The 23,972-nt window shown below is 37.0% G+C and carries 18 protein-coding genes and 1 tRNA gene; 15 read left to right on the top strand and 4 right to left on the bottom strand.

Translation table 11 applies throughout. From position 1 onward, the window contains the following. Positions 1–1,320: 1,320 nt before the first annotated feature. Positions 1,321–1,392 (bottom strand) — tRNA-Glu (locus IP023_RS09515). A gap of 98 nt (positions 1,393–1,490) precedes the next feature. After that, positions 1,491–2,765, bottom strand: a complete 1,275-nt coding sequence (purD, locus tag IP023_RS09510) for a phosphoribosylamine--glycine ligase (RefSeq protein ID WP_241790038.1) — start codon at positions 2,763–2,765, stop codon at positions 1,491–1,493. 101 nt (positions 2,766–2,866) lie between these two features. Between purD and IP023_RS09505 the strand changes: the two genes are divergently transcribed. From IP023_RS09505 to bshC, 8 genes are all read left to right on the top strand, one after another. Then, the gene (locus IP023_RS09505) at positions 2,867–5,521 is read left to right on the top strand and encodes a TonB-dependent receptor plug domain-containing protein (RefSeq protein ID WP_241790037.1); all 2,655 of its coding nucleotides are present in this window, start codon (positions 2,867–2,869) and stop codon (positions 5,519–5,521) included. 278 nt (positions 5,522–5,799) lie between these two features. Continuing rightward, positions 5,800–6,567 carry an enoyl-CoA hydratase/isomerase family protein gene (locus IP023_RS09500; protein ID WP_241790036.1) on the top strand — a complete coding sequence of 256 codons (768 nt, stop codon included), beginning with the start codon at positions 5,800–5,802 and terminating at the stop codon, positions 6,565–6,567. Between the two features lie 4 nt (positions 6,568–6,571). Then, the gene (locus tag IP023_RS09495; protein ID WP_241790035.1) at positions 6,572–7,441 is read left to right on the top strand and encodes an SDR family oxidoreductase; all 870 of its coding nucleotides are present in this window, start codon (positions 6,572–6,574) and stop codon (positions 7,439–7,441) included. A gap of 46 nt (positions 7,442–7,487) precedes the next feature. Continuing rightward, positions 7,488–8,078: a hypothetical protein gene (locus tag IP023_RS09490; RefSeq protein WP_241790034.1), complete on the top strand. Its 591-nt coding sequence runs from the start codon at positions 7,488–7,490 to the stop codon at positions 8,076–8,078. Between the two features lie 130 nt (positions 8,079–8,208). Next, positions 8,209–9,948: a phospho-sugar mutase gene (locus IP023_RS09485; protein WP_241790033.1), complete on the top strand. Its 1,740-nt coding sequence runs from the start codon at positions 8,209–8,211 to the stop codon at positions 9,946–9,948. Positions 9,949–9,974: 26 nt separating this feature from the next. Further along, on the top strand, positions 9,975–10,517 hold the full coding sequence (locus IP023_RS09480) for an NUDIX hydrolase (protein ID WP_241790042.1): 543 nt from the start codon (positions 9,975–9,977) through the stop codon (positions 10,515–10,517). A 251-nt stretch (positions 10,518–10,768) separates the two neighbouring features. Continuing rightward, positions 10,769–12,082 (top strand): nicotinamide mononucleotide adenylyltransferase, encoded by a 1,314-nt coding sequence (locus IP023_RS09475; RefSeq protein WP_241790032.1) that lies wholly within the window; start codon positions 10,769–10,771, stop codon positions 12,080–12,082. A 1,160-nt stretch (positions 12,083–13,242) separates the two neighbouring features. After that, a complete protein-coding gene (bshC, locus tag IP023_RS09470; RefSeq protein WP_241790031.1) occupies positions 13,243–14,832 on the top strand; it encodes a bacillithiol biosynthesis cysteine-adding enzyme BshC in 1,590 nt (529 codons plus the stop codon). Positions 14,833–14,862: 30 nt separating this feature from the next. On the opposite strand, the gene IP023_RS09465 is transcribed toward bshC, so the two are convergent. Beyond that, entirely contained in the window at positions 14,863–15,027 is a 165-nt protein-coding gene (locus IP023_RS09465; RefSeq protein WP_241790030.1) for a hypothetical protein, read from the bottom strand. Positions 15,028–15,537: 510 nt separating this feature from the next. On the opposite strand from IP023_RS09465, the gene IP023_RS09460 reads away from it, so the two are divergent. Continuing rightward, positions 15,538–16,173, top strand: a complete 636-nt coding sequence (locus IP023_RS09460; RefSeq protein ID WP_241790029.1) for a YiiX/YebB-like N1pC/P60 family cysteine hydrolase — start codon at positions 15,538–15,540, stop codon at positions 16,171–16,173. A gap of 260 nt (positions 16,174–16,433) precedes the next feature. Here IP023_RS09460 and IP023_RS09455 read toward each other — a convergent pair whose 3' ends face one another. Continuing rightward, positions 16,434–16,817 carry a ribosomal maturation YjgA family protein gene (locus tag IP023_RS09455; RefSeq protein ID WP_241790028.1) on the bottom strand — a complete coding sequence of 128 codons (384 nt, stop codon included), beginning with the start codon at positions 16,815–16,817 and terminating at the stop codon, positions 16,434–16,436. Between the two features lie 288 nt (positions 16,818–17,105). Between IP023_RS09455 and gcvP the strand changes: the two genes are divergently transcribed. The 6 genes from gcvP to IP023_RS09425 all read left to right on the top strand — a co-directional run bounded on the left by gcvP (position 17,106) and on the right by IP023_RS09425 (position 23,909). Then, positions 17,106–19,979, top strand: coding sequence for an aminomethyl-transferring glycine dehydrogenase (gcvP, locus tag IP023_RS09450; protein WP_241790027.1), 2,874 nt, complete (start codon positions 17,106–17,108; stop codon positions 19,977–19,979). Positions 19,980–20,066: 87 nt separating this feature from the next. Beyond that, positions 20,067–20,777, top strand: coding sequence for an SAM-dependent methyltransferase (locus IP023_RS09445; protein WP_241790026.1), 711 nt, complete (start codon positions 20,067–20,069; stop codon positions 20,775–20,777). Between the two features lie 17 nt (positions 20,778–20,794). After that, positions 20,795–21,547 carry an alpha/beta fold hydrolase gene (locus IP023_RS09440; RefSeq protein WP_241790025.1) on the top strand — a complete coding sequence of 251 codons (753 nt, stop codon included), beginning with the start codon at positions 20,795–20,797 and terminating at the stop codon, positions 21,545–21,547. Between the two features lies 1 nt (position 21,548). After that, positions 21,549–22,076, top strand: coding sequence for a hypothetical protein (locus IP023_RS09435; RefSeq protein ID WP_241790024.1), 528 nt, complete (start codon positions 21,549–21,551; stop codon positions 22,074–22,076). Between the two features lies 1 nt (position 22,077). Beyond that, positions 22,078–23,175 carry a Nif3-like dinuclear metal center hexameric protein gene (locus tag IP023_RS09430; RefSeq protein ID WP_241790023.1) on the top strand — a complete coding sequence of 366 codons (1,098 nt, stop codon included), beginning with the start codon at positions 22,078–22,080 and terminating at the stop codon, positions 23,173–23,175. Further along, positions 23,175–23,909: a zinc ribbon domain-containing protein gene (locus tag IP023_RS09425; protein ID WP_241790022.1), complete on the top strand. Its 735-nt coding sequence runs from the start codon at positions 23,175–23,177 to the stop codon at positions 23,907–23,909. The genes IP023_RS09430 and IP023_RS09425 overlap by 1 nt, the downstream gene beginning before the upstream one ends. The last annotated feature ends 63 nt before the right edge of the window (positions 23,910–23,972 follow it).

The following is a 23,972-nucleotide window of genomic DNA, read 5'->3' as shown; positions in this document are numbered from 1 at the left end:
TTCCGAAAAAGGAGGTCCTCTTTCTGTATGGAGCTAAGAGCAGTGCAACTACAACCACTTGTGGCATAGAGTTAGCAGGAATAAGGATTTCCATTCTTAGCGTGGGGTATTCCAGGGAGACCTAGGAAACCGCTATTGTAGTGGAGCGTCGCGGTAGCGAACATAAAGAAATAAGTCTTGACCTTTGCCCTACTTTGTGTCAAGAGAAAGTAGGATGCCCGCCTGGCATAGAAGGCAATAGTAGAACCGATAATATTAATAGACTACCTTCAAAACACTCAACAATCCTAAGCCATTCCGAAAAAGGAGGTCCTCTTTCTGTATGGAGCTAAGAGCAGTGCAACTACAACCACTTGTGGCATACAGTTAGCAGGAATAAGGATTTCCATTCTTTGCGTGGGGTATTACCAGGGAGACCTAGGAAACCGCTATTGTAGTGGAGCGTCGCGGTAGCGAACATAAAGAAATAAGTCTTGACCTTTGGCCCTACTTTGTGTCAAGAGAAAGTAGGATGCCCGCCTGGCATAGAAGGCAATAGTAGAACAGATAATAATAATATTAATAGACTGCCTTCAAAACACTCAACAATCCTAAGCCATTCCGAAAAAGGAGGTCCTCTTTCTGTATGGAGCTAAGAGCAGTGCAACTACAACCACTTGTGGCATAGAGTTAGCAGGAATAAGGATTTCCATTCTTAGCGTGGGGTATTCCAGGGAGACCTAGGAAACCGCTATTGTAGTGGAGCGTCGCGGTAGCGAACATAAAGAAATAAGTCTTGACCTTTGCCCTACTTTGTGTCAAGAGAAAGTAGGATGCCCGCCTGGCATAGAAGGCAATAGTAGAACCGATAATATTAATAGACTACCTTCAAAACACTCAACAATCCTAAGCCATTCCGAAAAAGGAGGTCCTCTTTCTGTATGGAGCTAAGAGCAGTGCAACTACAACCACTTGTGGCATACAGTTAGCAGGAATAAGGATTTCCATTCTTTGCGTGGGGTATTACCAGGGAGACCTAGGAAACCGCTATTGTAGTGGAGCGTCGCGGTAGCGAACATAAAGAAATAAGTCTTGACCTTTGGCCCTACTTTGTGTCAAGAGAAAGTAGGATGCCCGCCTGGCATAGAAGGCAATAGTAGAACTGATAATATTAATAGGCTGCCTTCAAAACACTCAACATTCCTAAGCCATTCCATTATATTACTACTGAAATATTTGCTTAAACACAACTTTTGTGCATGATCCCTTTTTTGTTCGCCTACATAGGGGCATGGGAGGGTATAATAAAGCAAAAAAGCAACTCTTTTGGAGTTGCTTTTGTAGCCCGTAGGGGAATCGAACCCCTGTTTCTAGAATGAAAATCTAACGTCCTAACCCCTAGACGAACGGGCCTTATCGGATTTGATGATGCAAATATCGGACGAAAATTTACATCATCAAAATCTTTTTTTCAATTAATTTATAAACTCCTGATTCTGAAAATAATATTTTTATATTAAGTCGAAACCAATGTCTGTTCTAAAGTATTTTCCTTGGTAAAATATACGTCCTGCATCTGCTGTTGCTTGTTGCAATGCCGTAAATAAATTATCTTGAAGTGTCGTAACAGCTATCACACGACCCCCAGCAGTAACAATTTCACCATTCACAGATTTTGTGCCCGCGTGGAATACGATAGACTCTTTAACGTTCTCGATATTCGATATTACCTTACCATTTTCGTAGTCACCAGGGTATCCGCCAGAAACTAACATCACCGTAACGGCTGTTTTCGGAGAGACTGTATAGCTTCTTGAAGCAAGATCAACTTTGGCTACTCCTTCTAATAAGTCTACTAAGTCAGATTCTATACGTGGTAATACGGACTCTGTCTCTGGATCGCCCATTCTCACATTGTATTCAATCACAAAAGGCTCACCATCGATATTCATCAAGCCGATAAATATAAACCCTTTGTAAGGGATATTGTCTTTCTTAAGACCTTCAACTGTTGGCTTTATGATGCGTTCTTCCACTTTAGATAGAAATGTGTCGTCAGCAAATGGAACGGGTGAAATAGAACCCATACCACCTGTATTTAATCCGGTATCTCCTTCGCCGATACGTTTGTAATCTTTGGCCGAAGGCAATACTTTATAGGATTCACCATCTGTTAATACAAAAACGGATAATTCGATGCCTTTTAAAAACTCTTCAATCACAACAACAGAACTTGCGGCGCCAAATTTTGCATCTGCTATCATTGCTGTAAGCTCGGCCTTAGCATCGTCAAGCGTTTCACAAATCAGAACGCCTTTGCCCGCAGCAAGACCATCTGCTTTTAATACAATAGGAAGATTTTGTGTCTCTAAGTATGCTAAACCGTCTTCAAGGTTTGATTGGTTGAAAGATTTGTAGGCTGCCGTAGGTATATTATGCCTAAACATAAATTCTTTAGAAAAGTCTTTAGAACCTTCCAGCTGAGCACCTAATTGTTGTGGGCCTATGATAGCGATGTGCTTGATATCTTCTCTGCCTAAAAAATAATCGTGAATACCTTTTACTAAAGGTTCTTCTGGACCAACTAGAATTAATGCAATGTTGTTCGCTAAAGCGAATGACGCTATTCCTTCAAAATCAGTTACTTTTAGGTCAATATTTGTTCCGTATTGGCCTGTTCCAGCATTGCCTGGGGCAATGAAAAGGTTAGTTAGTTTAGGACTTTGGGCTATTTTGTAAGCAAAGGCAGATTCACGACCGCCTGATCCAACGATTAAGATATTCATACAACAAATATACGATGGCCGATTGTAAAACTTAAATTTTTAAGGATAATATATATTTATTGTATAGAAATTGTTATATTTCCATAACTAATTAAAAACCAATGAAAAACCATAAGGTATTGTTGTTTCTTCTCTTCTTTCTTCCTGTTTTTTGCTTAAAAGCACAGACAATACAGCAAGTTGCAGAGAAATTGGATGATTATAATTTGTCTCATCCGCAGGAAAAACTCTATTTGCAACTAGACAAGTATGCATATACTGCTGGAGAGACAATCTGGTTTAAAGCATATACAACCATAGGTATTTCAAATTTGTTCTCTAATTTGAGTGGTCTTGCTTATGTTGAATTGATAGATGCCTCCTCCCGGAAAATAGATTCTTTGATTGTTCCATTAGGATTGGGGGTTGGATTAGGTGATATCTCTTTGTCAGATACCATCGTCGAGGGCTCATATCGGTTGAGAGCTTATACAAATTGGATGCGCAATTCGGAGGATAAATACTTCTACGATAGGACTATACAGATTGCGAATGGAAGGTCTGATAACGTGGTTACGACGACAACTTTTACCCATGGGGACAAAAATAATATATGTGCTATCACACTAAAGACATTATCTGGTGTTCCCTTGCCTAAAACTACTGTACGTTATGAAATAATAGATGATGGAAAAGTGGTCGAAAAGAAGAAAGGTACAACGGATGATACAGGAGTTTTGACGATAGAAGTATCGAAAAAATACAAAGTGCCGCAGGTGAGTTTACGTTTTTCTAATCTAGAGAAATCAACGGTAAATAAGGTCGTTAAATTAAAGGGCTTAGTAAATACCAGCCATGTGCAGTTATTGCCTGAAGGAGGTAAGTTATTAGCAGGCTTTATTAATACATTAGGAATTAAAGCGGTAAATAATCAAGGGCTAGGGGAGAAAGTGAATTTGATAGTTGTCAATGGTAAAGATACATTGGGCACTACCCTTACCAATGATTTGGGGATGGGTTCTTTGAATGTCTATTTAAATGCCGATGATAGTCTAAAGGTATATGCGGAGTATGAGGATGGTAGACGTTATACCGTCACTGTCCCTGAAATATATAAACAGGGATATGGTATAAAGGTGAATAATCAGAATGATAGTAAGCTGTTTGCGCAAGTAAATGTGTCTGACAATCTAGTAAATGGGGAAGATTTATACTTCTTGGTTCATCATTTGGGCAAGGTGTTATTTGTCTCCAAGCAGAAAGCAAACAAGCAAGAACTAGCCTTCTCCATGGAGCGGGGGGAGTTGCCTTCTGGCGTTATTACCATTACTATATTAAATAGTAAATTTGAACCTATCGTCGAGCGAGCGATCTTTAATTTTAATAAAGCTACAATTCTCCCGCTTACTGTTTCTTTAAATAAGCAATCTTTTGGACATAGAGAAAAAGTAGAAGTCAACCTGCAGGTAGAAGGAATTGACACCTTAAAAATAGCTGCTCTTTCTGCATCTGTTTTGAATAGTGCAAAGATCAAAGATGACTATCAGACAGCACCCAATATACTGTCTTCTTTGCTACTAAGCGCCGACCTCAAGGGCTATATCGAAAAACCAGGTTATTATTTTGAAAAAGATCAGTTTAAAGCATTAGATATGGATTATTTAATGCTCACTCAAGGATGGCGCAATATAAACTGGAAAGATTTGGAGCTACATGAAAAACCAAAATTTGAAGCCGAGAAAAGCTTATCTATATCTGGATATACCAAAAAATTGGGACGTACAAAGCCTGAGCCTGGCGCAAAAGTGCAGATTATTTCTACGAAGAACTTTATGGATTTTATTGATACTGTTTCCAATGAAGAGGGGTATTTTAAATTTGACAATTTGATGTTTGTAGATAGTGTCAAATTCTTGATATCTGCTAAAGATGGTATTAAAGGGAAAAATAATATCGATATCATCTATAATAAGCCAATTGCACCTCATTTGGGTTATAATAAAAATGAGCCTGAAGAAAAATGGGATATCAACAAATTGTATGTGGATGAAATTAATGCTTCGAAAAAGTATTTCGCCCAATTAGAAGCTGCAGGACTGAAGGAAAAAGTGGTCGCTATTGAAGAGGTGGTAGTTCGAGCATCGCAGAGGCCTAAAGCATCTAAAAATTCTAGAAACCTCAATGGTCCCGGCAATGCAGACCAAGTGATAACGGCTGAGGATCTTTCCACATGCCCGTCATTAGAAATTTGTTTAGCAGGTAGACTCCTCGGTGTCTATTGGCAAGCTGGAGTACCGTATAATACACGCGGAAATGGGGCTATGCAGGTGGTTTTAGATGGTATGTTTATAGAAGCAGATCAGATTTCTTCTCTTAATGTTGCAGATATTGAAAGTATAGAGGTATTGAGAAATGCTAATTATACAGCTGTATATGGCTCTAATGGTGGAAATGGCTTGATCGTTATCACAACAAAAACAGGAGATTCGGTATTACGTAATTATGTGCCTAAAGGGATTATTACTATTCAACCGCAAGGCTTTAGTATGAATAGGGAGTTTTACAAACCTAAGTATGAGGTGCCTAATAGTGTGAAGTATGTAGAAGATTTAAGAACGACTATACATTGGGAGCCTGCTATAGTTACGGATAAAAATGGAAATGCTAAATTTGATTTCTATACCGCTGACGAAAAAGGTAAATATATAATCGTTATTGAGGGACTAGATTTATTTGGTAATATATGCAGGAAAATTGTTGAATTACATATTGAATAATAGGTTATAAAAAAAGGGAGCAACTACTCCCTTTTTTTATAACCTATTTAGCACCTGTTGCGATATACAATCTTATACTGCAGAAATAGCAGTGCCATAAATTGGTTATTTGACCATCAAATAGTACTGCTGTATGAATGAATAGCACGATTGATTTTTATCGCGTTGTAAGTGCAATTTGTAACTTATCACGAAGTTCGTATAGGTAGAAGGAGAAAATCAACCACGATAGCTAGCAAATAAATTGCTATCTTGTAGTGTCATTTATAAACGGAGACATGAACTATATAAAGGTAAAGTTAGAAGACCATATTCTGCATATTCTTTTTGATAGAGGCAAATCTAATGCGATGGATTTGGATATGCTCAAAGAGCTTTTAGAAGTTATTAAAGAAGCTAAAGTCAATCCCGCAATTGAAGGTATGGTTTTGTCTGGTAAAGAACACTTCTTTTCATCTGGTTTGGATTTGATCACCTTATATAATTATGATGAGTGTCAAATGGAAAAATTTTGGCGACTTTTTATCGACTTAACAAAGGAGCTGGTTTCTTTTCCTAAGCCTACAGTGGCTGCTATAACAGGGCACAGTCCTGCTGGCGGTTGTGTATTGGCCATCTGTTGTGACTATAGAATCATGGCCGAGGGTGATTATATCGTAGGTTTAAATGAAGTTCCTGTTGGGATAATTGTGCCGCCTAGTATTTTTACACTGTATAGTTTTTGGCTTGGTACTGCCGTGGCCTATCGTTCCCTCTTGGAGGGTAAATTGTATAAGCCTAATGAAGCATTAGCTATTGGCTTAGTAGATGATGTAGTGCCTTTGATGCGTATTCAAAATGCCGCACTTAGGCAGGTTAAGAGCTTGACACAATATGAGAAAAATGCCTGGCAAGCGACAAAAATAAACTTAAGGAAAGAGCTTATAGCTGCATTGTCTGTAGATCACAATGCTATAATTAACCAAATGGTGGATCAATGGTGGAAGCCAACGACACGCTCGATCATGAAGACTATAATTGATAATTTGACCCAGAAAAAAGGATAACAATATGGTAGAAGGTGCTTTAAAAGAAAATGCATTACTTGGGAAAACTGTAGTAGTGACTGGTGGTGGTACTGGATTAGGAAAAGCGATGGCTACTTATTTCTCTGTTTTAGGCGCTAATATTGTCATCACTAGTCGCAAGATTGATGTTCTCGAAAAAACAGCCGTAGAAATTGAAAATCATACCGGCAATCCTGTTTTATCTGTGGTATGTGATGTGCGTAATATGGAAGAGGTGGAAAGGCTCTATGCTAAAAGTATAGAGCGATTTGGTGCGGTAGATGTATTGGTTAATAATGCTGCAGGGAATTTCATATCGCCGACAGAAAGGTTGTCCGCCAATGCTTTTTCTACTATTATAGATATTGTCCTCAAAGGAACGGCAAACTGTACGTTGACATTTGGTAAAAAATGGATTGAAAACAAACAACAAGCCAATGTATTGAATATAATTACTACCTATGCTTTTACGGGGTCGGGTTATGTCGTACCTTCGGCTGTAGCAAAAGGTGGTGTCCTCACGATGACGCGCTCCTTAGCTGCAGAATGGGGGCACTATGGTATACGGCACAATGCTATTGCACCTGGGCCATTCCCGACAAAAGGTGCTTGGGATAGGTTATTGCCCGGGGAATTGGCAGATAAGTTTAATTTTAAAAATCGTGTTCCATTGAAAAGGGTAGGTGATCATCAGGAGTTAGCAAATTTGGCGGCTTTTATGATCTCTGATTTTGCTGCTTATATTAATGGTGAGATAATCACTATTGATGGTGGAGAATGGTTGCAGGGAGCAGGGCAAATGAACGGAATGGAGGCCATTCCTACAGAGATGTGGGATGAAATAGAAGATACAATTCGAAAAAATAATAAATAATATGCGTAGTACCTCTTTATTAATGCTAGTGGCTCTATTTTGTTGTATGAGCTGTAATCAACCGAATAACAAACAAAAGGAAAATAAAGATTCTGTAGCGAATCCTTTGCGCGTAGATGTAATAGCTAATAATGAGGTGCAGCACCTGATTGACTCTTTTGTAAAAGCTTATGAGCAAAGAAATGATGCTGCTGTGAACCAATTGATACATCCTGATTTAGGACTTACTATTATATATCGCCCTGGTGTAGCTGATACGTTTACAAAAATTGAAACCTTCGACTTTAAAAAGCCTATCCCAGCATATTATGCTTATCCCGAAGCAAAGAGCAGTTATAATTTAACGTTTGATAAATTGCCTGATTATGATTGCGCTACGGAGAAGTGGAATAAAGTAGGCCTTTATTGTGATACTACAGTACGACCTGTCCAGCTAAGTCAAATTGTAGCTTTTGAGCTAGAATTTGAACCCCATAAGTATGCAAAAGAACAGATAACTGAGATACAAAAGTCAGAAAAAGATAGTTATCGCGTGATCTTAACAGGAGAAAATCCTTTGGTCTTTCACCTCCAGAAATATAATGACAATTGGTATGTTACAGTGTTAGATCGTGCATACGGCGGTTGTGACGCATAGATGATGCCTAATAATTTATGTGTATGTATTTTTCTTTTTATTCTTTTTATTAAATAATTGATTGATATTTTTGTTTTAAATTATTTATGAATAAATAATTTAAATTAATAGAATCAAACCAACATAAAAAATGAGCTTTTTTGACAAGGATACCCAAGGTCGTATTGACAACTGGTTGACATCAGAATATGATGATATAACGAGAAATTTAGTGCAAAAATTAGTCGATAATAAGGAAGAAACCGAGTTGTTGGACTCTTTCTATAAAGACCTTGAATTTGGAACGGGTGGTTTACGTGGGATTATGGGCGTAGGCTCCAACCGTATGAATAAATATACTATTGGTAAAGCGACGCAAGGATTAGCAAATTATTTGATAAAGCAGTTTCCAGATCAAAAGATTAAAGTAGCCGTATCTTACGATAGCCGTAATAATTCGCAATCCTTTGGTAATCTTGTCGCGGATGTGTTCTCAGGAAATGGTTTTCAAGTATATTTATTTGAAGAGTTAAGACCTACACCAATGTTATCTTTTGCTGTTCGTCACTTTGGATGTCAAGGGGGTGTTATGTTGACAGCATCGCATAACCCTAAAGAATACAATGGTTATAAGGCATATTGGAATGATGGTGGACAATTAGTAGCGCCACACGACAAAAATGTCATTACAGAAGTTAATGCTATTACTTCTGTGAAAGAGATCAAATTTGAACGTATTGCAGAGAATGTAACTGTGATCGGCGCTGAGTTTGATGCACTATATATCAATGCCAATAAAGCATTATCTATTCATCCTGAAGCAGTAAAAGCGCAAAAGGATTTAAAAATTGTGTTCTCGCCAATTCATGGTACAGGCATTACTATCGTTCCTCAAATGTTAGCAGCATGGGGTTTTGAGAATGTAACTGTGGTAGAGGAACAAGCAAAGCCTGACGGCAATTTTCCTACAGTTGTTTATCCAAATCCAGAAGAAGAGGAAGCGATGTCTATCGCTAAAAAACGAGGTCAAGAATTGGATGCCGATGTGGTTATGGCAACAGATCCAGATGCCGACCGTGTAGGATTAGCGGTTAAAAATCTTAAGGGTGAATTTCAATTGTTGAATGGTAACCAGATTGGTAGTTTATTGACATATTATGTGTTGTCTTCAAAAAAGGATAAGGGCGAGCTTAAGCACAATGATTATATCGTAAAAACGATTGTTACATCTAATCTTATTTCGGATATCGGAAAGAGCTTCGATGTTAATTATTATGAAACATTAACAGGCTTCAAATTTATAGGTGAAGTCATTACACGCGAATTAGGAAAGGGCAATTACCTTGTCGGTGGTGAGGAAAGCTATGGTTATCTAGTAGGTGATCTAGTACGTGATAAAGATGCGGTAAACTCTTGTGCTTTTATTGCTGAGATGACAGCATACTTCAAAAATCAAGGTAAATCATTGTTTGAAGTATTAATAGAACTTTACTTGAAGTATGGTTTCTATCAAGAAAAATTAATCTCATTGACTAAGAAAGGCAAAGCGGGTGCTGATGAGATCAAACAAATGATGGTAGATCTTAGAGCTAATGCTCCACAATCTTTGGGAGGTGTTGCTGTTCGTGAGATTCGTGACTACCAAAATCTGGAAAGTATTAACTTGGCTACCGGCGAGAAGTCAGTAATCGATTTACCGAAATCTGATGTTCTTCAATTTATTACCGTTGAGGGTGATGTTATTTCTGCTAGACCATCTGGTACTGAGCCTAAGATTAAATTCTACTGTTCAGTTAGAGAGTCTTTAGAAGATGTAGATTCATTCGATGTTGTTGCTGCAAAATTGGAGCAAAAGGTAACGGATATTATGGCGGATATTGTAAAAGGATAATTATATAGCCTCAATAGAAATATATGATAGAAAAATGGAAGGTACTCGACTCTAAATATATTATTCAACGTCCTTGGGCTACATTGCGTGTCGATAAGATGCAGCTACCTAATGGTGTGATCAAAGATGAATACTATGTTTTGGAATATCCTACCTGGGTCAATATGATAGGTATTACAAAGCAGAATACAATCTTGCTGGTACGACAATATAGACACGGGGCACATGATATTTTTGTGGAGTTACCTGCCGGTGTTGTTGAGGATGGTGAAGACCCTCAAGATGCTGCTAAAAGAGAATTGTTGGAAGAGACGGGGTATGCATTTACAGATAGCAAGTACATCTGTAAATTGTATGCCAATCCAGCAACCAGTGCCAATCTTACTTATACTTATCTGTTGACAGGTGGCGTCAAGGTCCAAGATCAGGATTTGGATAGTTCTGAAGATATTGAAGTGGTAGAACTAACAATAGAGGAGGTTAAAGAGCTTCTGTTTCAGAATAAAATAGGGCAGGCCTTGCATACCTCAGCGTTGTTTTATACGCTTAAAGAAATGGGCTTGTTATAATCAAGCCCATTTCTTTGTAATAAGGTTATCTTTTATTGCAGCAGTTTTTAGGTATGTTGCTATTACTTGATTGATGACTGCTAGAATACAATTATACGCGTGACACTCTGGGATAAATATTTGGCTATGCAAAACTCAAGGCCGTACTATTTTGGCCCTAAAAGTGCCTTTTTTGCTATAGTATCTTCGTTTATCGTGCATTAATCGTTTAAAATCCTCTTTTTTAAACACATTTTCATAACTTTGTTGTCATGGCAAGAGAGATATTTGAGACAAAGCGCAAGGCTTTAAAGATTAATCTTGATCCAGCAATCTATGGCACATTTGCTGAAATTGGAGCTGGACAAGAAGTAGCACGCAATTTTTTTGAAGCTGGTGCAGCATCAGGAACAATAGCAAAGACAATGTCTGCCTATGATATGACTTTCTCGGATGCTATATATGGTGCTGAAGAATCGGGACGTTATGTGAGTAGAACGCGTCTGACTAAGATGCTTACCCACGAATTTAATCTGTTGACAGAGCGTTTGCATATGGAAAAATATGATAACAAGCGTTTTTTTGCTTTTGCAGATACCGTTACTACCCTAAATTTTACGAAAACTAATGAGCCGCACGGATGGTTGGGGATTCGTTTCCAACATGAAGTAGATGGCCCTGTAAATGAAATTATTATTCACGTGAGGTTATTAGATTCTGATAACCGCCTTCAATCTACTGTTTTAGGGGTGCTAGGTGTAAACTTAGTATTTGCGGCGTATTATTATGCGCAGAATCCACAAACAATGATCGAATCTTTGGCTGATAATCTTTCTATAGGTTCTGTAGAAATTGATATGGTTAAGGTATCAGGTCCTGTTTTTGAAAATGTTAATGAGCGTCTTTTGAATCTTTATTTGATATCTAAAGGTTTTTCTAATGCGGCGATTTTCAAACCTAATGGCAAACCGGCACAGATTAAAGATTACTTATATAAGAAAAATATAATTGTTCTTCGTACCAAATATCGCCAAAAATCTTTGCCCAACTTTGATCTTTTCAACCTCGCTGTAGAGCAGTTTAAGAAAAATACGGGCGCTAAGCAAGAGGATATTATCGTGTTGATAGAAGTATTGATGGGTAATGTATTGGATGAGGATCAAGAATTGACAATTGATGATTTACGTTATTTTGCGGAACGTGCCGAGGAGCTTTGTGCAACAGGTAATAATGTGATGGTTTCTAACTTTAGACGTAACAATCAATTAGCGGAATTTGTCAAAAACTTCAAACCTAAACATGTAGGTATCGCAACTAATGTTTCTAACTTGAAAAATATCTTTAATTCAGACAATTATAATAAAGATAATTATTCAAATGAGTTGCTGTCTTATATATCGGGTATGTTTAGTAAGAATGTGAAGCTATATGCGTATCCGTATCTTAATAAAAAGGAAAACCTAATCGTCACAACAAAAAATTTGAAAGTGTCTGACGAAGCAAAACCGCTCTATGATTTCTTGATTCAAAATCAATATATCATTGATATTGAGAATTATGACGAGAAATTTGTGAAAACGGTTTAATGGGAATTATAAGGTCTTTTTAAAAAGTTTTGTTTTCCTGACATTAGCAAGAATCTCAAAAGATGTTGATGTATAGCTGTTTCACTTTGTTCAACATGACAGTCTAAACTAATAACCTTCCTGTCATCCTGATCGCAGGAAGGATCTAAACATAGGTTTCATGCTGTAGAGCTATTTCACTTTGTTCAACATGACAGTCTAAACTAATAACCTTCCTGTCATCCAGATATTAGGAAGGATCTAAACATAGGTTTCATGCTGTAGAGCTATTTCACTTTGTTCAACATGACAGTCTAAACTAATAACCTTACATTGTCATCCAGATATTAGGAAGGATCTAAACATAGGTTTCATGCTGTAGAGCTATTTCACTTTGTTCAACATGACATCTATACTTACTTGTCATCCTGACGACAGGAAGGATCTAAAGATAGGTTTCATGCTGTAGAGCTGTTTCACTTTGTTCAACATGACAGATTAAGCACAAAAGAACCTTACATTGTCATCCAGATATTAGGAAGGATCTCAAAAGATGTTGATCTAGAGATGTTTCACTTTGTTCAACATGACATCTATACTTACTTGTCATCCAGATATTAGGAAGGATCTAAAGATAGGTTTCATGATGTAGAGCTGTTTCACTTTGTTCAACATGACAGTCTAAACTAATAACCTTCCTGTCATCCTGATCGCAGGAAGGATCTAAACATAGGTTTCATGCTGTAGAGATGTTTCACTACGTTCAACATGACATCTATACTTATGTTGTCATCCAGACGACAGGAAGGATCTAAACATAGGTTTCATGCTGTAGAGATGTTTCACTTTGTTCAACATGACATCTAAAGCACAAAAGAACCTTACATTGTCATCCTGACGACAGGAAGGATCTAAAGATAGGTTTCATGATGTATAGCTATTTCACTACGTTCAACATGACATCTATACTTACTTGTCATCCTGACGACAGGAAGGATCTCAAAGAGATGTGTTAAGATACTAAAGCGAGCTTTATATGTTATTCAGAACATGAAAGACCAGTTTTGACAGCTTTCTTTGTCAAATCTTCGCTATAATTTGCACTAAATCAAGAGCATTTTGTTTTTTTCTGTAAATTGTATACCGAAACACTATACTTTTGTTTCTATTTTAAGAATTAGATGAAAGCTACCTATATAGATTATAAAGACACTAATAGTTTTTCTAAAACGTTATTAGCATATATCGACAGAAATGAAGAGCTAAAGCCTTTTTATGGAAATATGCCTCATTATACTGGTTTTGGGGAGCAGATTGCCCTAAAATCAACCTTTCAGCATAGAGAGGTCCTTGTGAATACATTGACAGATCAATACGGTGATTTGTTGGATCTTGCTCCGCAGGTAAAAGCTAATATTGAGCTTTTGCGAAGTGAAAATACCTTTACGATAACTACTGGACATCAGCTTAATATATTTACTGGGCCATTGTATTTTATTTTTAAGATTGTATCTGCCATTCGGTTGGCACAAGATCTTAAAAATCAATTTCCCGATAAAGATTTTGTTCCTGTGTATTGGATGGCATCGGAGGATCATGATTTTGAAGAAATAAACAATACTAGAGTTTATGGCAAAAAAATAGTGTGGGATGTACCGGGTATTTCTGGAACAGGAACCATGGATACCAGCTCGATGGTGCAGGTAGTGCGTCAGTATATCGGGATGCTCGGCTTGTCAGATAATTCTGCTGTATTGGCATCTTTTGTTGAAGAGGCTTATTTGAGAAATCGTAACCTCGCTGATGCGACGCGCGTATTGGCAAATGCACTGTTCAAGGAGTATGGTTTAGTAATTGTCGATGCGGATAATAAGGCTTTGAAAACCGTGTTTAAACCTATTATTGAAGAAGATATATTAGCAGAAAAAAGCTTTCAAGCGATTTCTAAAACATCCACTGAATTAGAAGAAAAAGGATTTACGACTCAAGTACATGCACGTCCCTGCAATTTCTTTTACCTAACACCAGAGTTTAGAGAACGTATAGTAAAGACTGAAGATGGTCTTTATGAGGTGCTGCATCAAAATATATTCTTTACCGAGGACCAAATCAAGAAAGAGATAAATGATTTTCCAGAGCGATTTAGCCCAAATGTCGTTATGCGTCCTTTGTATCAAGAGGTAATCCTTCCCAACTTAGCTTATATAGGGGGTGGTGCAGAGATCGTTTATTGGTTGCAATTTAAAGCTAATTTTGACCAATTTGGGGTTCCTTATCCTATATTGATACCGCGCAATTCAGCTATGATAACGGATGATAGTGTCGCTTCAAAGATTTTTAGATTGGATCTGACTTTCAAGAGTATATTTAAAAGTACTACTGCTCTGCAGAATGAATATGTGCGTCGTCATACCACACATCGGCTGACTTTACGCGACGAATGGATGGAATTGAATGCTATATTTGGAAAGATAAAATTGCGTACGCATAAGATTGATGCTAGTTTAGGGCCAAGTGCCGATGCTGTAAAAGCACGTCTCAAAAAAGCAATCAATAGTTTAGAGAAGAAACTTCTGAAAGCTGATAAAAGAAACCATGAAGATGCTTTGATACAAATACAACGTCTCAAGGACAAGTTGTTCCCGAACGGTGGATTGCAGGAGCGTTCCGAAAATTTTGCTACACTATATGTCAAATACGGTGATGATTTAGTCAAAGAATTAGTAAAGCATTTCAAACCCTTAGATTTTAAATTTACAATATTATATTAAGCAAATAACTCTAGAATCTTGATTCTGGAGTTATCGTTTATTATCTCTTCTGTAATCTCTATTGTTATCAAAATGTAGGTAGTTTTGCTGTGGTCCCCAATCATCTAGCTCATTATCAAAGAAAAATAGCCAGTTATAATCTGCCTCGGATGTGGCTGCAATACTCGGAACGTTAAGGGATTCATATATTTCCATGGTTCCGTCATTATATTTTTTTTGCTGAGATAATGCTGTATTTGTCACCAAGACGTTTGATGACTTGTTCTTTTGATAGCCCTAATTCTATTTTCTGAAGTCTGGACCTCTTAATGAAGCGCAGCTAGTCAAATGTATGCTAGCTAATAATATTGTAGTTAGATATTTCATGGCTATAAATATTTATTGTATTAGGACCTTTTCTGTATTGTAGGTTTAATACAATAAATGTTAATCACTGCTTTTTGTTTAACAAATGTTGATTGCAATTTGTATTATATTTTTGAATAGCTTCATCTTTTTTTGAGGGTTCGCTTTAAATGTTATGGATTGCTCAGCGGCAGATGTTTGTTATCAACTAATATATAATATGCTTTTAGTGAAGCTGGGGTATACAATTTAGTATATTGAAAAATAGCTGCTTGGTATTTTTATTTACAAATGGTTGATATGATTTTGTTAGTGAGGATTTTTTGGTGAAATTGCAATGGAATAATGTATTTATATAGGATGAAGTATTTCAAAATAGCCTTTCTTTTTTTTGGTCTTTTATTGTTTGTAAGTTGTAAAACACATCAAACATCATTTTTGGAAAACGGGGATTTAATGTTTGTTACTGCCGCACAATCCGGTCTTTCTGGTGCTATAGATGATGTCACTCAAACAACGAAAAATACGTCTTATGATCATATTGGAATCCTAAAAATCAAAGGGAATAAATATTATGTTTTACATGCTGCTTCTAAAGGAGGCTCACAAAGTCAAAGGTTACATTCTTTTTTGAAAAATCAAACAAAGGCGGGGCAGAAAATTGATGTCTATAGATTGTATGCTAATGATGAGCAGCTGATTCGTAAAGCGATTACTAAGGCAGAATCTTTAATTGGTAAGCCTTATAATTTTGATTATATATTAAATGTAGATTCTTATTATTGTTCTGATTTTGTAGAAAGAGCTTTTCGAGAGTCACAGATTTTTCAATTAGAACCGATGACTTTTATAGACCCTAAAACAGGCAAAACACATGTTTTTTGGGAGAATTATTATAAAAACAAAAATCTCAAAGTGCCAGAAGGTGAATTGGGTTGTAATCCCAATGGACTAGCTGCTTCCAATAATATATTTAAAGTAGGAGAGCTCAAATAATTCTTTAAGCATCGATGCTTTAGTTTTGTTACCCTTTTTTTAATTATTGTTGATTTATTATTCTGATGTTGATTTTAATAAGATAATTTATATAAATCGTTATTTTGTGTTGAGTTGTAGCTGCGATGGGATTGATTACAATATCAAGTGTATTGAAAATAGCTTAAGTCATGATACTATAATTGTATAATGAGTAATCAAAAAAGAATCTTCTATATATGATATAAAGGGGAAAGAAGTCTAAGATCGTTTATACGTTTTTATTTTCTTCGACCTAAATTGTATAGAAAACGGACATCCATATAATAAGCTATTAATCCACCTATAAGGTATGCTAGAAGGTCCGAACACAAAAATCCTTGACCAAATACCAACCTCAATAAAGGATGTTGGCGTATCCAAATTAAGGGCGCCCATTGTACTAATTGCAAGAACTCTATTACGAAACAAAATATTATCGTAGCATAAAATGCATTTTTTAAGGCTTTCGAAAGCAATAGAATTCTAAACATCAAATATACCATCACAGCATACAGTATATCACCTATAAGAGGTGGTATTTGATTTACTTGTCTGGAGATTAGTCCTAATGCGATTATTACAAACCAAGCAATTACATATTTTATTAATCCTATCGTATACATCCTAATAAAGGTAAAAGAAATCGTATTTATTTCAAGAATAAAGTAATTCTCAGGTACAGAATTTACTTTCCTTATTAAGGTTTTTAAAATATCGCAATAAATAGCTTGAACAAGTAGTTTTTATGCAAACGTTTGACTTATTTATTCCCTTAATTACAAACTTTTTATACCTGTTATTTTAGTATAAATAACGTATCTTTGCTCATCCGGAGACTCTTTAGTTGCTAATAGAACTAAATTGTCTGTTAAAGAGTTAATAAAAAACAATACTTCCAATTAAGGGGCGCGATGAGTAACGTATATTACCAAGAAAAATTTGAGGATCGCCACAACGGTCCTAGTTCTACGGATGTAGAAGAAATGTTAAACGTTTTAGGTGTAAGTTCTTTAGATGAATTAATTGAGCAAACGGTACCTGCTCAGATTCGTAGAAAGCCTCTAAATCTTCCTAATGCATTGAGTGAAGTTGCTTATTTAGAGAAAATCGCTCAAATCGCAGAAAAAAATAAAGTTTTCAAATCTTATATCGGTCAGGGTTATTTTGATGTGATCCTTCCGGGCGTTATTCAACGTAATGTTTTTGAAAATCCAGGATGGTACACGCAGTATACACCATACCAAGCTGAGATTGCACAGGGGCGTTTGCAAGCTTTATTGAATTTCCAAACTGTAGTTACTGATTTTACAGGTTTAGAAATCGCTAATGCTTCTTTGTTGGACGAGGCTACAGCTGCAGCTGAAGCTATGTTTATGCTGTATTCGGCACGCAAAAATAAAGCTGCTAATGTATTCTTGGTTTCTCCAAATGTATATCCTCAAACATTAGATGTATTAAATACTAGAGCTGTTCCTTTTGCTGTTGAAATTCGTGTTGCAGATGCTAACGAAGATAATTTAGCAGATGATGTATTTGCTGCTTTCTTACAATACCCTGCAGCAGATGGTTCTGTAGCAGATTATGCCGCATTTACTGCAGCAGCACATGCTAAAGGTATCAAAGTAGCAGTAGCAGCAGATTTGATGTCACTGGCTTTATTGACGCCTCCAGGCGAATGGGGAGCGGATGTAGTGGTAGGTAACTCACAGCGTTTTGGTGTACCAATGGGCTTTGGTGGTCCGCACGCAGCATTCTTCGCTACAAAAGAAGAATATAAACGTAATATCCCAGGCCGTATTATTGGCGTTACTTCGGATTCAAACGGCGAATATGCATTGCGTATGGCATTACAGACGCGTGAACAACATATCCGTCGTGATAAAGCATCTTCTAATATTTGTACAGCACAAGCATTATTAGCTATTATGGCTTCATTCTATGCTGTATATCACGGACCTAAAGGCATTCAAAAAATTGCTTCACGTATCAATGACTTGGCTAAATTGGCGGATAAAGCTATCCAAGCATTAGGATATGAGCAAGTAAATGCAACTTACTTTGATACGTTACGTTTCAATGTAGGTGAACAAGCAGTAGGTGGAATAAAAAGCGAAGCATTAAATAATGGCTTGAACTTCTTCTATAATGGTACTGTTGTCGGTATCTCTATTGATGAGACAACAACATTTGAAGATATTAAAACCATTGTTCGTGTATTTGCTAAAGTAAAAGGTATTGCTCAAGATGAGGTAGATTTGACTGATTTTGTTAACGCATTAGGATCTTCTATTCCTGCAGAATTAGTACGTACTTCGGCTTACTTGACACACCCTAATTTCAACTCTTATCATTCAGAGCATGAGATGTTGCGTTACATCAAGTCTTTAGAGGCTAAAGATTTGTCGTTGTGTCACTCTATGATTCCATTGGGGTCGTGTACGATGAAGTTGAATGCTACCACAGAGATGGTTCCTGTTACATGGGCACGTTTTGGTGGCTTACATCCTTTTGCTCCTGCAGATCAAACTTCAGGGTATATGCATATGATCAACGAGTTGAATGATTGGTTATGCGAGATCACAGGCTTTGCCAAGATGTCGTTCCAACCTAACTCAGGTGCTCAAGGGGAGTATGCAGGCTTGATGGTAATCGATGCATACCACAAAAGCCGTGGTGAAGGTCACCGTAATATCTGTTTGATCCCTGCCTCAGCACACGGTACCAACCCTGCTTCGGCTTCTATGGCTGGTCAAAAAGTAGTCGTAGTAAAAACGGATGAAAAAGGTAATATCGATGTGGAAGATTTAAGAGCTAAAGCTATTGAATATGCTGCAAACTTGAACTCATTGATGGTTACTTACCCATCTACACATGGTGTATTTGAAGAAACAATTATCGAAATCTGTAATATCATTCATGAGAATGGTGGTCAAGTATATATGGATGGTGCCAATATGAATGCACAAGTAGGGCTAACAAGTCCTGGTTTTATCGGTGCTGACGTATGTCACTTAAACTTACACAAGACATTCTGTATCCCTCACGGTGGTGGTGGTCCAGGTATGGGGCCGATTGGTGTGGCAGCACACTTAGTTCCTTTCTTGCCGAATCACAAGGTGGTAGAGATCTCTGGTGATGAAGGTATCACTGCAGTATCTGCAGCACCATTTGGTTCTGCTTCGATCTTATTGATTTCTCATGCTTATATTGCTATGATGGGCGCTGAAGGATTGACGGCAGCAACAAAGACAGCTATCTTGAATGCCAACTATATCAAAACACGCCTAGAAAGCTACTATCCAGTTTTATATTCAGGAACGAATGATCGTTGTGCACACGAGATGATCTTAGATTGTCGTGGTTTCAAAAACTTTGGTATTGAAGTGGCTGATATCGCTAAGCGTTTGATGGACTATGGTTTCCATGCCCCTACGGTATCATTCCCTGTGGCTGGTACATTGATGGTAGAGCCTACAGAATCAGAATCTAAACCAGAATTAGATCGTTTCTGCGATGCTTTGATTGCTATTCGTCAGGAGATTGCAGCAGTAGAAGCTGGTGAAGTGGAACAAGTAAATAACGCATTGAAAAATGCACCGCATACAGCAGCTGTAGTTACAGCTGATGAGTGGGATAGACCTTACTCACGTCAAACAGCAGCTTATCCATTACCTTACTTGAAAGTAAGTAAATTCTGGCCTTCTGTTGGCCGTGTGAACGAATCACAAGGGGATAGAACATTGATCTGTTCATGTCCTCCAATTGAAGCATATGCTGAAGCATAGTCTTTTATTGGTGTCATAATATTCCAATCCCCAAACCTTTTGGTTTGGGGATTTTTTATTTATTAAACTATTTGGGTACGTTTGTATATGCAAAAAGGTAAGCTTTATTTAATTCCTGTTCCATTGGCAGAAGGAGCAGAAAAATCATCGTATACGATGATACATCACGATATTATCAATACGATAGCCGAGTATGTAGTTGAAAACGAGAAAACAGCACGACGTTTTTTGAAGACAGCGGGACTGACAATTCCACAAAGCGAATTGATTATTCATGATTATGGCAAGCATACGCGAGAGAAAATGGATTATAATTTGGTTTTTGCCAATGTAAAAAAGGGTAAAGATATCGGATTGATGTCCGAAGCAGGTTGCCCGGGAATAGCGGATCCAGGTGCAGATGTCGTTGCTGAAGCACATAGAAGAGGAGTGCAAGTAATACCGATGGTAGGGCCGAGTTCTATTTTATTGGCTTTAATGGCTTCGGGCTTTAATGGTCAGAAGTTTACTTTTCATGGTTACTTACCGATTGATAAAGTAGACCGTGCGAAACGTATTAAGGATTTGGAGAATCAAAGTGCACGTGAGAAACTAACACAAATATTTATAGAGACGCCATTCCGTAACAATCAACTACTGGCAGAGCTATTGCGCGTTGCCAAACCATCGACTAAATTGTGTGTAGCCGCAAATCTTACAGGAGCTGATGAAGTTATAATGACTAAAACTATTGGGGAGTGGAAAAATACAACGCTAGAGTTGCATAAGATACCAGCGATATTTTTATTATTTGCGTAGTCTTAGTATTTTTAGGGATGAGTTTTATCAAAAATATAGCTTTATTATTTAGTTGTTTTATAGGACTAAATGTATATGCCCAGCAAACTACTTATGTAATTGTACATGGCGCATGGGGCGGGGCTTGGCAGTTTAAAAAAACTGCTCAGCGACTTACTAATGAGGGTCATATTGTTTATCGACCTACCATGACAGGCTTGGGGGAACGTTATCATTTGATGAATGATGATATTAACTTAGATACACACAGCAAGGATATTGTAAATACTATTCTTTTTGAAAATCTAAATGATGTCGTTTTAGTAGGTCACAGCTACGGTGGCATGGTTATTAGTGCTGTTGCAGATAGTATACCTGAGCGCATTAAGAAGATGGTTTATTTGGATGCTATTATCCCTGAAGACGGATATAATGCCCTTGAAAGCTTGGGTATTAATCCTGCGGAAGCATCTTCTAGATTTAATATAGATCGCTCGGGAATTATTCCTACATGGGTAAAGGATACCACGAAGATGCCAAGGGATGTATCACATCCGCTTTCAACATTTACACAAAAGATACGATTAAAGAATAATAAACGATTAGCTTTACCAACAACCTATATTTTTACTTATGAATCTGCTAAAGGAGGAATAGAAAAAGATGATTTCTATCCTTTTTATCAAAAGGCTTTAAAGAATAAATGGAAAACGGTTAAATTAGAAGCGTCACATAATCCGCAAATTGATAAATTGGACCAATTGGTTCATATTTTGTTAGAAGAGAAGTAAAATGGAAGAATTATTAAAGGACCCTCAGTTTCAAGAATTACTAAAGGATCCTCAATTTCAGGCAATATTGCCTTATTTACCCTATATTATAGGTTTGAGTATTTTACAGATTGTATTATGGCTGCTTTTGGCCAATACTATTCGTACGACTTTATTGCTTGTGCAAAAGGAAAATCGATTTATGACACCCGGTCAAGCATTTTTAATGGCTTTACCGCTATTTAATATATATTGGAATTTTCAAGTTGTCAGACACTTGAGAGATTCCTTGAATAATGAATTCTTTGATCGTAAAGTCCCGATCGACGAAAATCCTACACAAAGGGAAGGTAGTATGTTTGCTTGGAGTTATCTTGTGCGTAATTTTCCATTGCCTAATGTTATTATTTATATCGCTATGTTTTCTAATTTCGTCGCTTTTTTTATGTATTGGAGAAAAATAGCTGAATATAAAAAATTATTGAAGGAGACGGCTGCTTTGGCTGAAGGTGAAGTAGTTGCTGATGAGGCTGAAATTGAGGAGAATTAATATGAAAATAAAAGATATTACTAGTTATTTGGAGTCTATCGCTCCACTTAGTTATCAAGAATCATATGATAACTCTGGTTTAATTGTTGGAAATTCAAATGATGTAGTTAATAAGATTTTGATTTCCTTAGATTGTACCGAAGATGTTGTGCAAGAGGCAATTGATAAGGGTTGTGATTTGATTATTTCTCATCATCCTATTGTTTTTAAAGGATTGAAACGTTTCAATAATGCCAATTATGTCGAGCGTACCGTCATCAAAGCTATTAAAAATAATATCGCCCTATATGCCATTCATACTAATCTGGATAATGTATTAGGAGGGGTTAGCTCTAAAATTGCTAAAAAATTAGCATTATCAAATCAAGCGATTTTAAGCCCTAAGTCTGGCTTAATGAAAAAATTGGTCGTTTATGTACCAAGAGCGAACGTCGAAGAAGTGCGTAAGGCGCTGTTTGAGGCAGGAGCGGGTGCAATAGGGGATTACGATGAGTGCAGCTATAATACTGCGGGATATGGCACATTTAGACCATTGGATGGCGCTTCGCCAGCAATAGGTGAAGTCGGCAAACAAGAAAGAGTAGAAGAAACTAAAATAGAGGTTGTATTCCCTGCTTATTTGGAACGTAATATAATTGTTTCTATGCTTTCAACTCATCCTTATGAAGAAGTTGCGTATAATTTAGTTACATTAGACAATTCATTGAAGAATGTTGGTTCTGGTGTGATTGGTAATCTATCACAACCAATGGAAGGTGTAGACTTCTTAGCGTACCTTAAAGATAAATTACAGTTGAATGTTATTCGCCATACCGCATTACTGGATAAACCAATTCAGCGCGTTGCTGTGTGTGGGGGAGCTGGAGGATTTCTATTGAATGATGCCAAACGCTCTGGCGCAGATATATTTATAACAGGGGACTATAAATACCACGAATTTTTTGATGCCGAAAATCAAATTGTTATCGCTGATATCGGACATTTTGAATCGGAGCAATTTACCCAAGAATTATTGTTAGATATTATTAAGAAAAAATTTGCTAACTTTGCTGTCTTAATAACGGAAACAGACACAAATCCAATAAAATATTACTGTTAATGGAACAAACTGTAGAACAAAAACTAAAAGCATTGTGGGCGCTGCAGTCGATCCACTCAAAAATAGATAAGATTCGTCAGGTTCGTGGCGAGCTTCCTATCGAAGTGGCTGATTTAGAAGATGAAATCGCTGGATTAGAAACTCGTTTAGAAAAAACTAGAGTTGACTTAGATGACTTAGAAGACTCAATTGTAAAACGTAAAAACATGATCAAAGATGCGCAAGCAGCGATCAAAAAATACGAAGGACAATTGAATGAGGTGAAAAACAATCGTGAATACGATGCTATCTCTAAAGAAATCGAAATTCAAGGCTTAGAAATTCAAGTTTGTGAAAAAAGAATCAAAGAAGCAGAGTTTGAAATCAGAAGCAAAACCGAAGGTTACGATAAAACACAGTCGAATTTAGATTACGCTAAAGGCGAATTAGAAGGCAAAAAACTAGAGCTAAATACGATTACTTCGGAAACTCAAATTGAAGAAGAAACATTATTAGCAAAAGCTGAAGCAGCATCTGCTAAAATTGATGAGCGTTTATTCAAAGTTTATAATAGACTTCGTAATTCGTACCGTAATGGTTTAAGTGTTGCTTTTATTGAGCGTGATAGTTGTTCTGGTTGTCATAACAAGATTCCTGCACAGTTACAATCTGAAATCCGTCAACGCAAAAAAATCATCATTTGCGAACACTGTGGACGTGTTTTAGTAGATGAGGAAATCTCTTCTGAAGACTAAATATTTGTATTAAACAATATAGTAAGGGTCAGCATAGTATGCTGACCTTTTTTGTTGATCCAG

It is taken from the genome of Sphingobacterium rhinopitheci, from assembly GCF_022627575.1.
GTDB lineage: Bacteria > Bacteroidota > Bacteroidia > Sphingobacteriales > Sphingobacteriaceae > Sphingobacterium > Sphingobacterium rhinopitheci.
The sequence above is the reverse complement of the archived record's forward strand: the minus strand, read 5'-3'. Positions and strand labels throughout refer to the sequence as shown.

Bases quoted from the DNA above. Each gene is read 5' to 3' on its own strand.
- purD (WP_241790038.1), bottom strand. From the start codon at position 2,765: ATGAATATCTTAATCGTTGGATCAGGCGGTCGTGAATCTGCCTTTGCT.
- IP023_RS09505 (WP_241790037.1), top strand. From the start codon at position 2,867: ATGAAAAACCATAAGGTATTGTTGTTTCTTCTCTTCTTTCTTCCTGTT.
- IP023_RS09500 (WP_241790036.1), top strand. From the start codon at position 5,800: ATGAACTATATAAAGGTAAAGTTAGAAGACCATATTCTGCATATTCTT.
- IP023_RS09495 (WP_241790035.1), top strand. From the start codon at position 6,572: ATGGTAGAAGGTGCTTTAAAAGAAAATGCATTACTTGGGAAAACTGTA.
- IP023_RS09490 (WP_241790034.1), top strand. From the start codon at position 7,488: ATGAGCTGTAATCAACCGAATAACAAACAAAAGGAAAATAAAGATTCT.
- IP023_RS09485 (WP_241790033.1), top strand. From the start codon at position 8,209: ATGAGCTTTTTTGACAAGGATACCCAAGGTCGTATTGACAACTGGTTG.
- IP023_RS09475 (WP_241790032.1), top strand. From the start codon at position 10,769: ATGGCAAGAGAGATATTTGAGACAAAGCGCAAGGCTTTAAAGATTAAT.
- bshC (WP_241790031.1), top strand. From the start codon at position 13,243: ATGAAAGCTACCTATATAGATTATAAAGACACTAATAGTTTTTCTAAA.
- IP023_RS09465 (WP_241790030.1), bottom strand. From the start codon at position 15,027: ATGGAAATATATGAATCCCTTAACGTTCCGAGTATTGCAGCCACATCC.
- IP023_RS09460 (WP_241790029.1), top strand. From the start codon at position 15,538: ATGAAGTATTTCAAAATAGCCTTTCTTTTTTTTGGTCTTTTATTGTTT.
- IP023_RS09455 (WP_241790028.1), bottom strand. From the start codon at position 16,817: ATGTATACGATAGGATTAATAAAATATGTAATTGCTTGGTTTGTAATA.
- gcvP (WP_241790027.1), top strand. From the start codon at position 17,106: ATGAGTAACGTATATTACCAAGAAAAATTTGAGGATCGCCACAACGGT.
- IP023_RS09445 (WP_241790026.1), top strand. From the start codon at position 20,067: ATGCAAAAAGGTAAGCTTTATTTAATTCCTGTTCCATTGGCAGAAGGA.
- IP023_RS09440 (WP_241790025.1), top strand. From the start codon at position 20,795: ATGAGTTTTATCAAAAATATAGCTTTATTATTTAGTTGTTTTATAGGA.
- IP023_RS09435 (WP_241790024.1), top strand. From the start codon at position 21,549: ATGGAAGAATTATTAAAGGACCCTCAGTTTCAAGAATTACTAAAGGAT.
- IP023_RS09430 (WP_241790023.1), top strand. From the start codon at position 22,078: ATGAAAATAAAAGATATTACTAGTTATTTGGAGTCTATCGCTCCACTT.
- IP023_RS09425 (WP_241790022.1), top strand. From the start codon at position 23,175: ATGGAACAAACTGTAGAACAAAAACTAAAAGCATTGTGGGCGCTGCAG.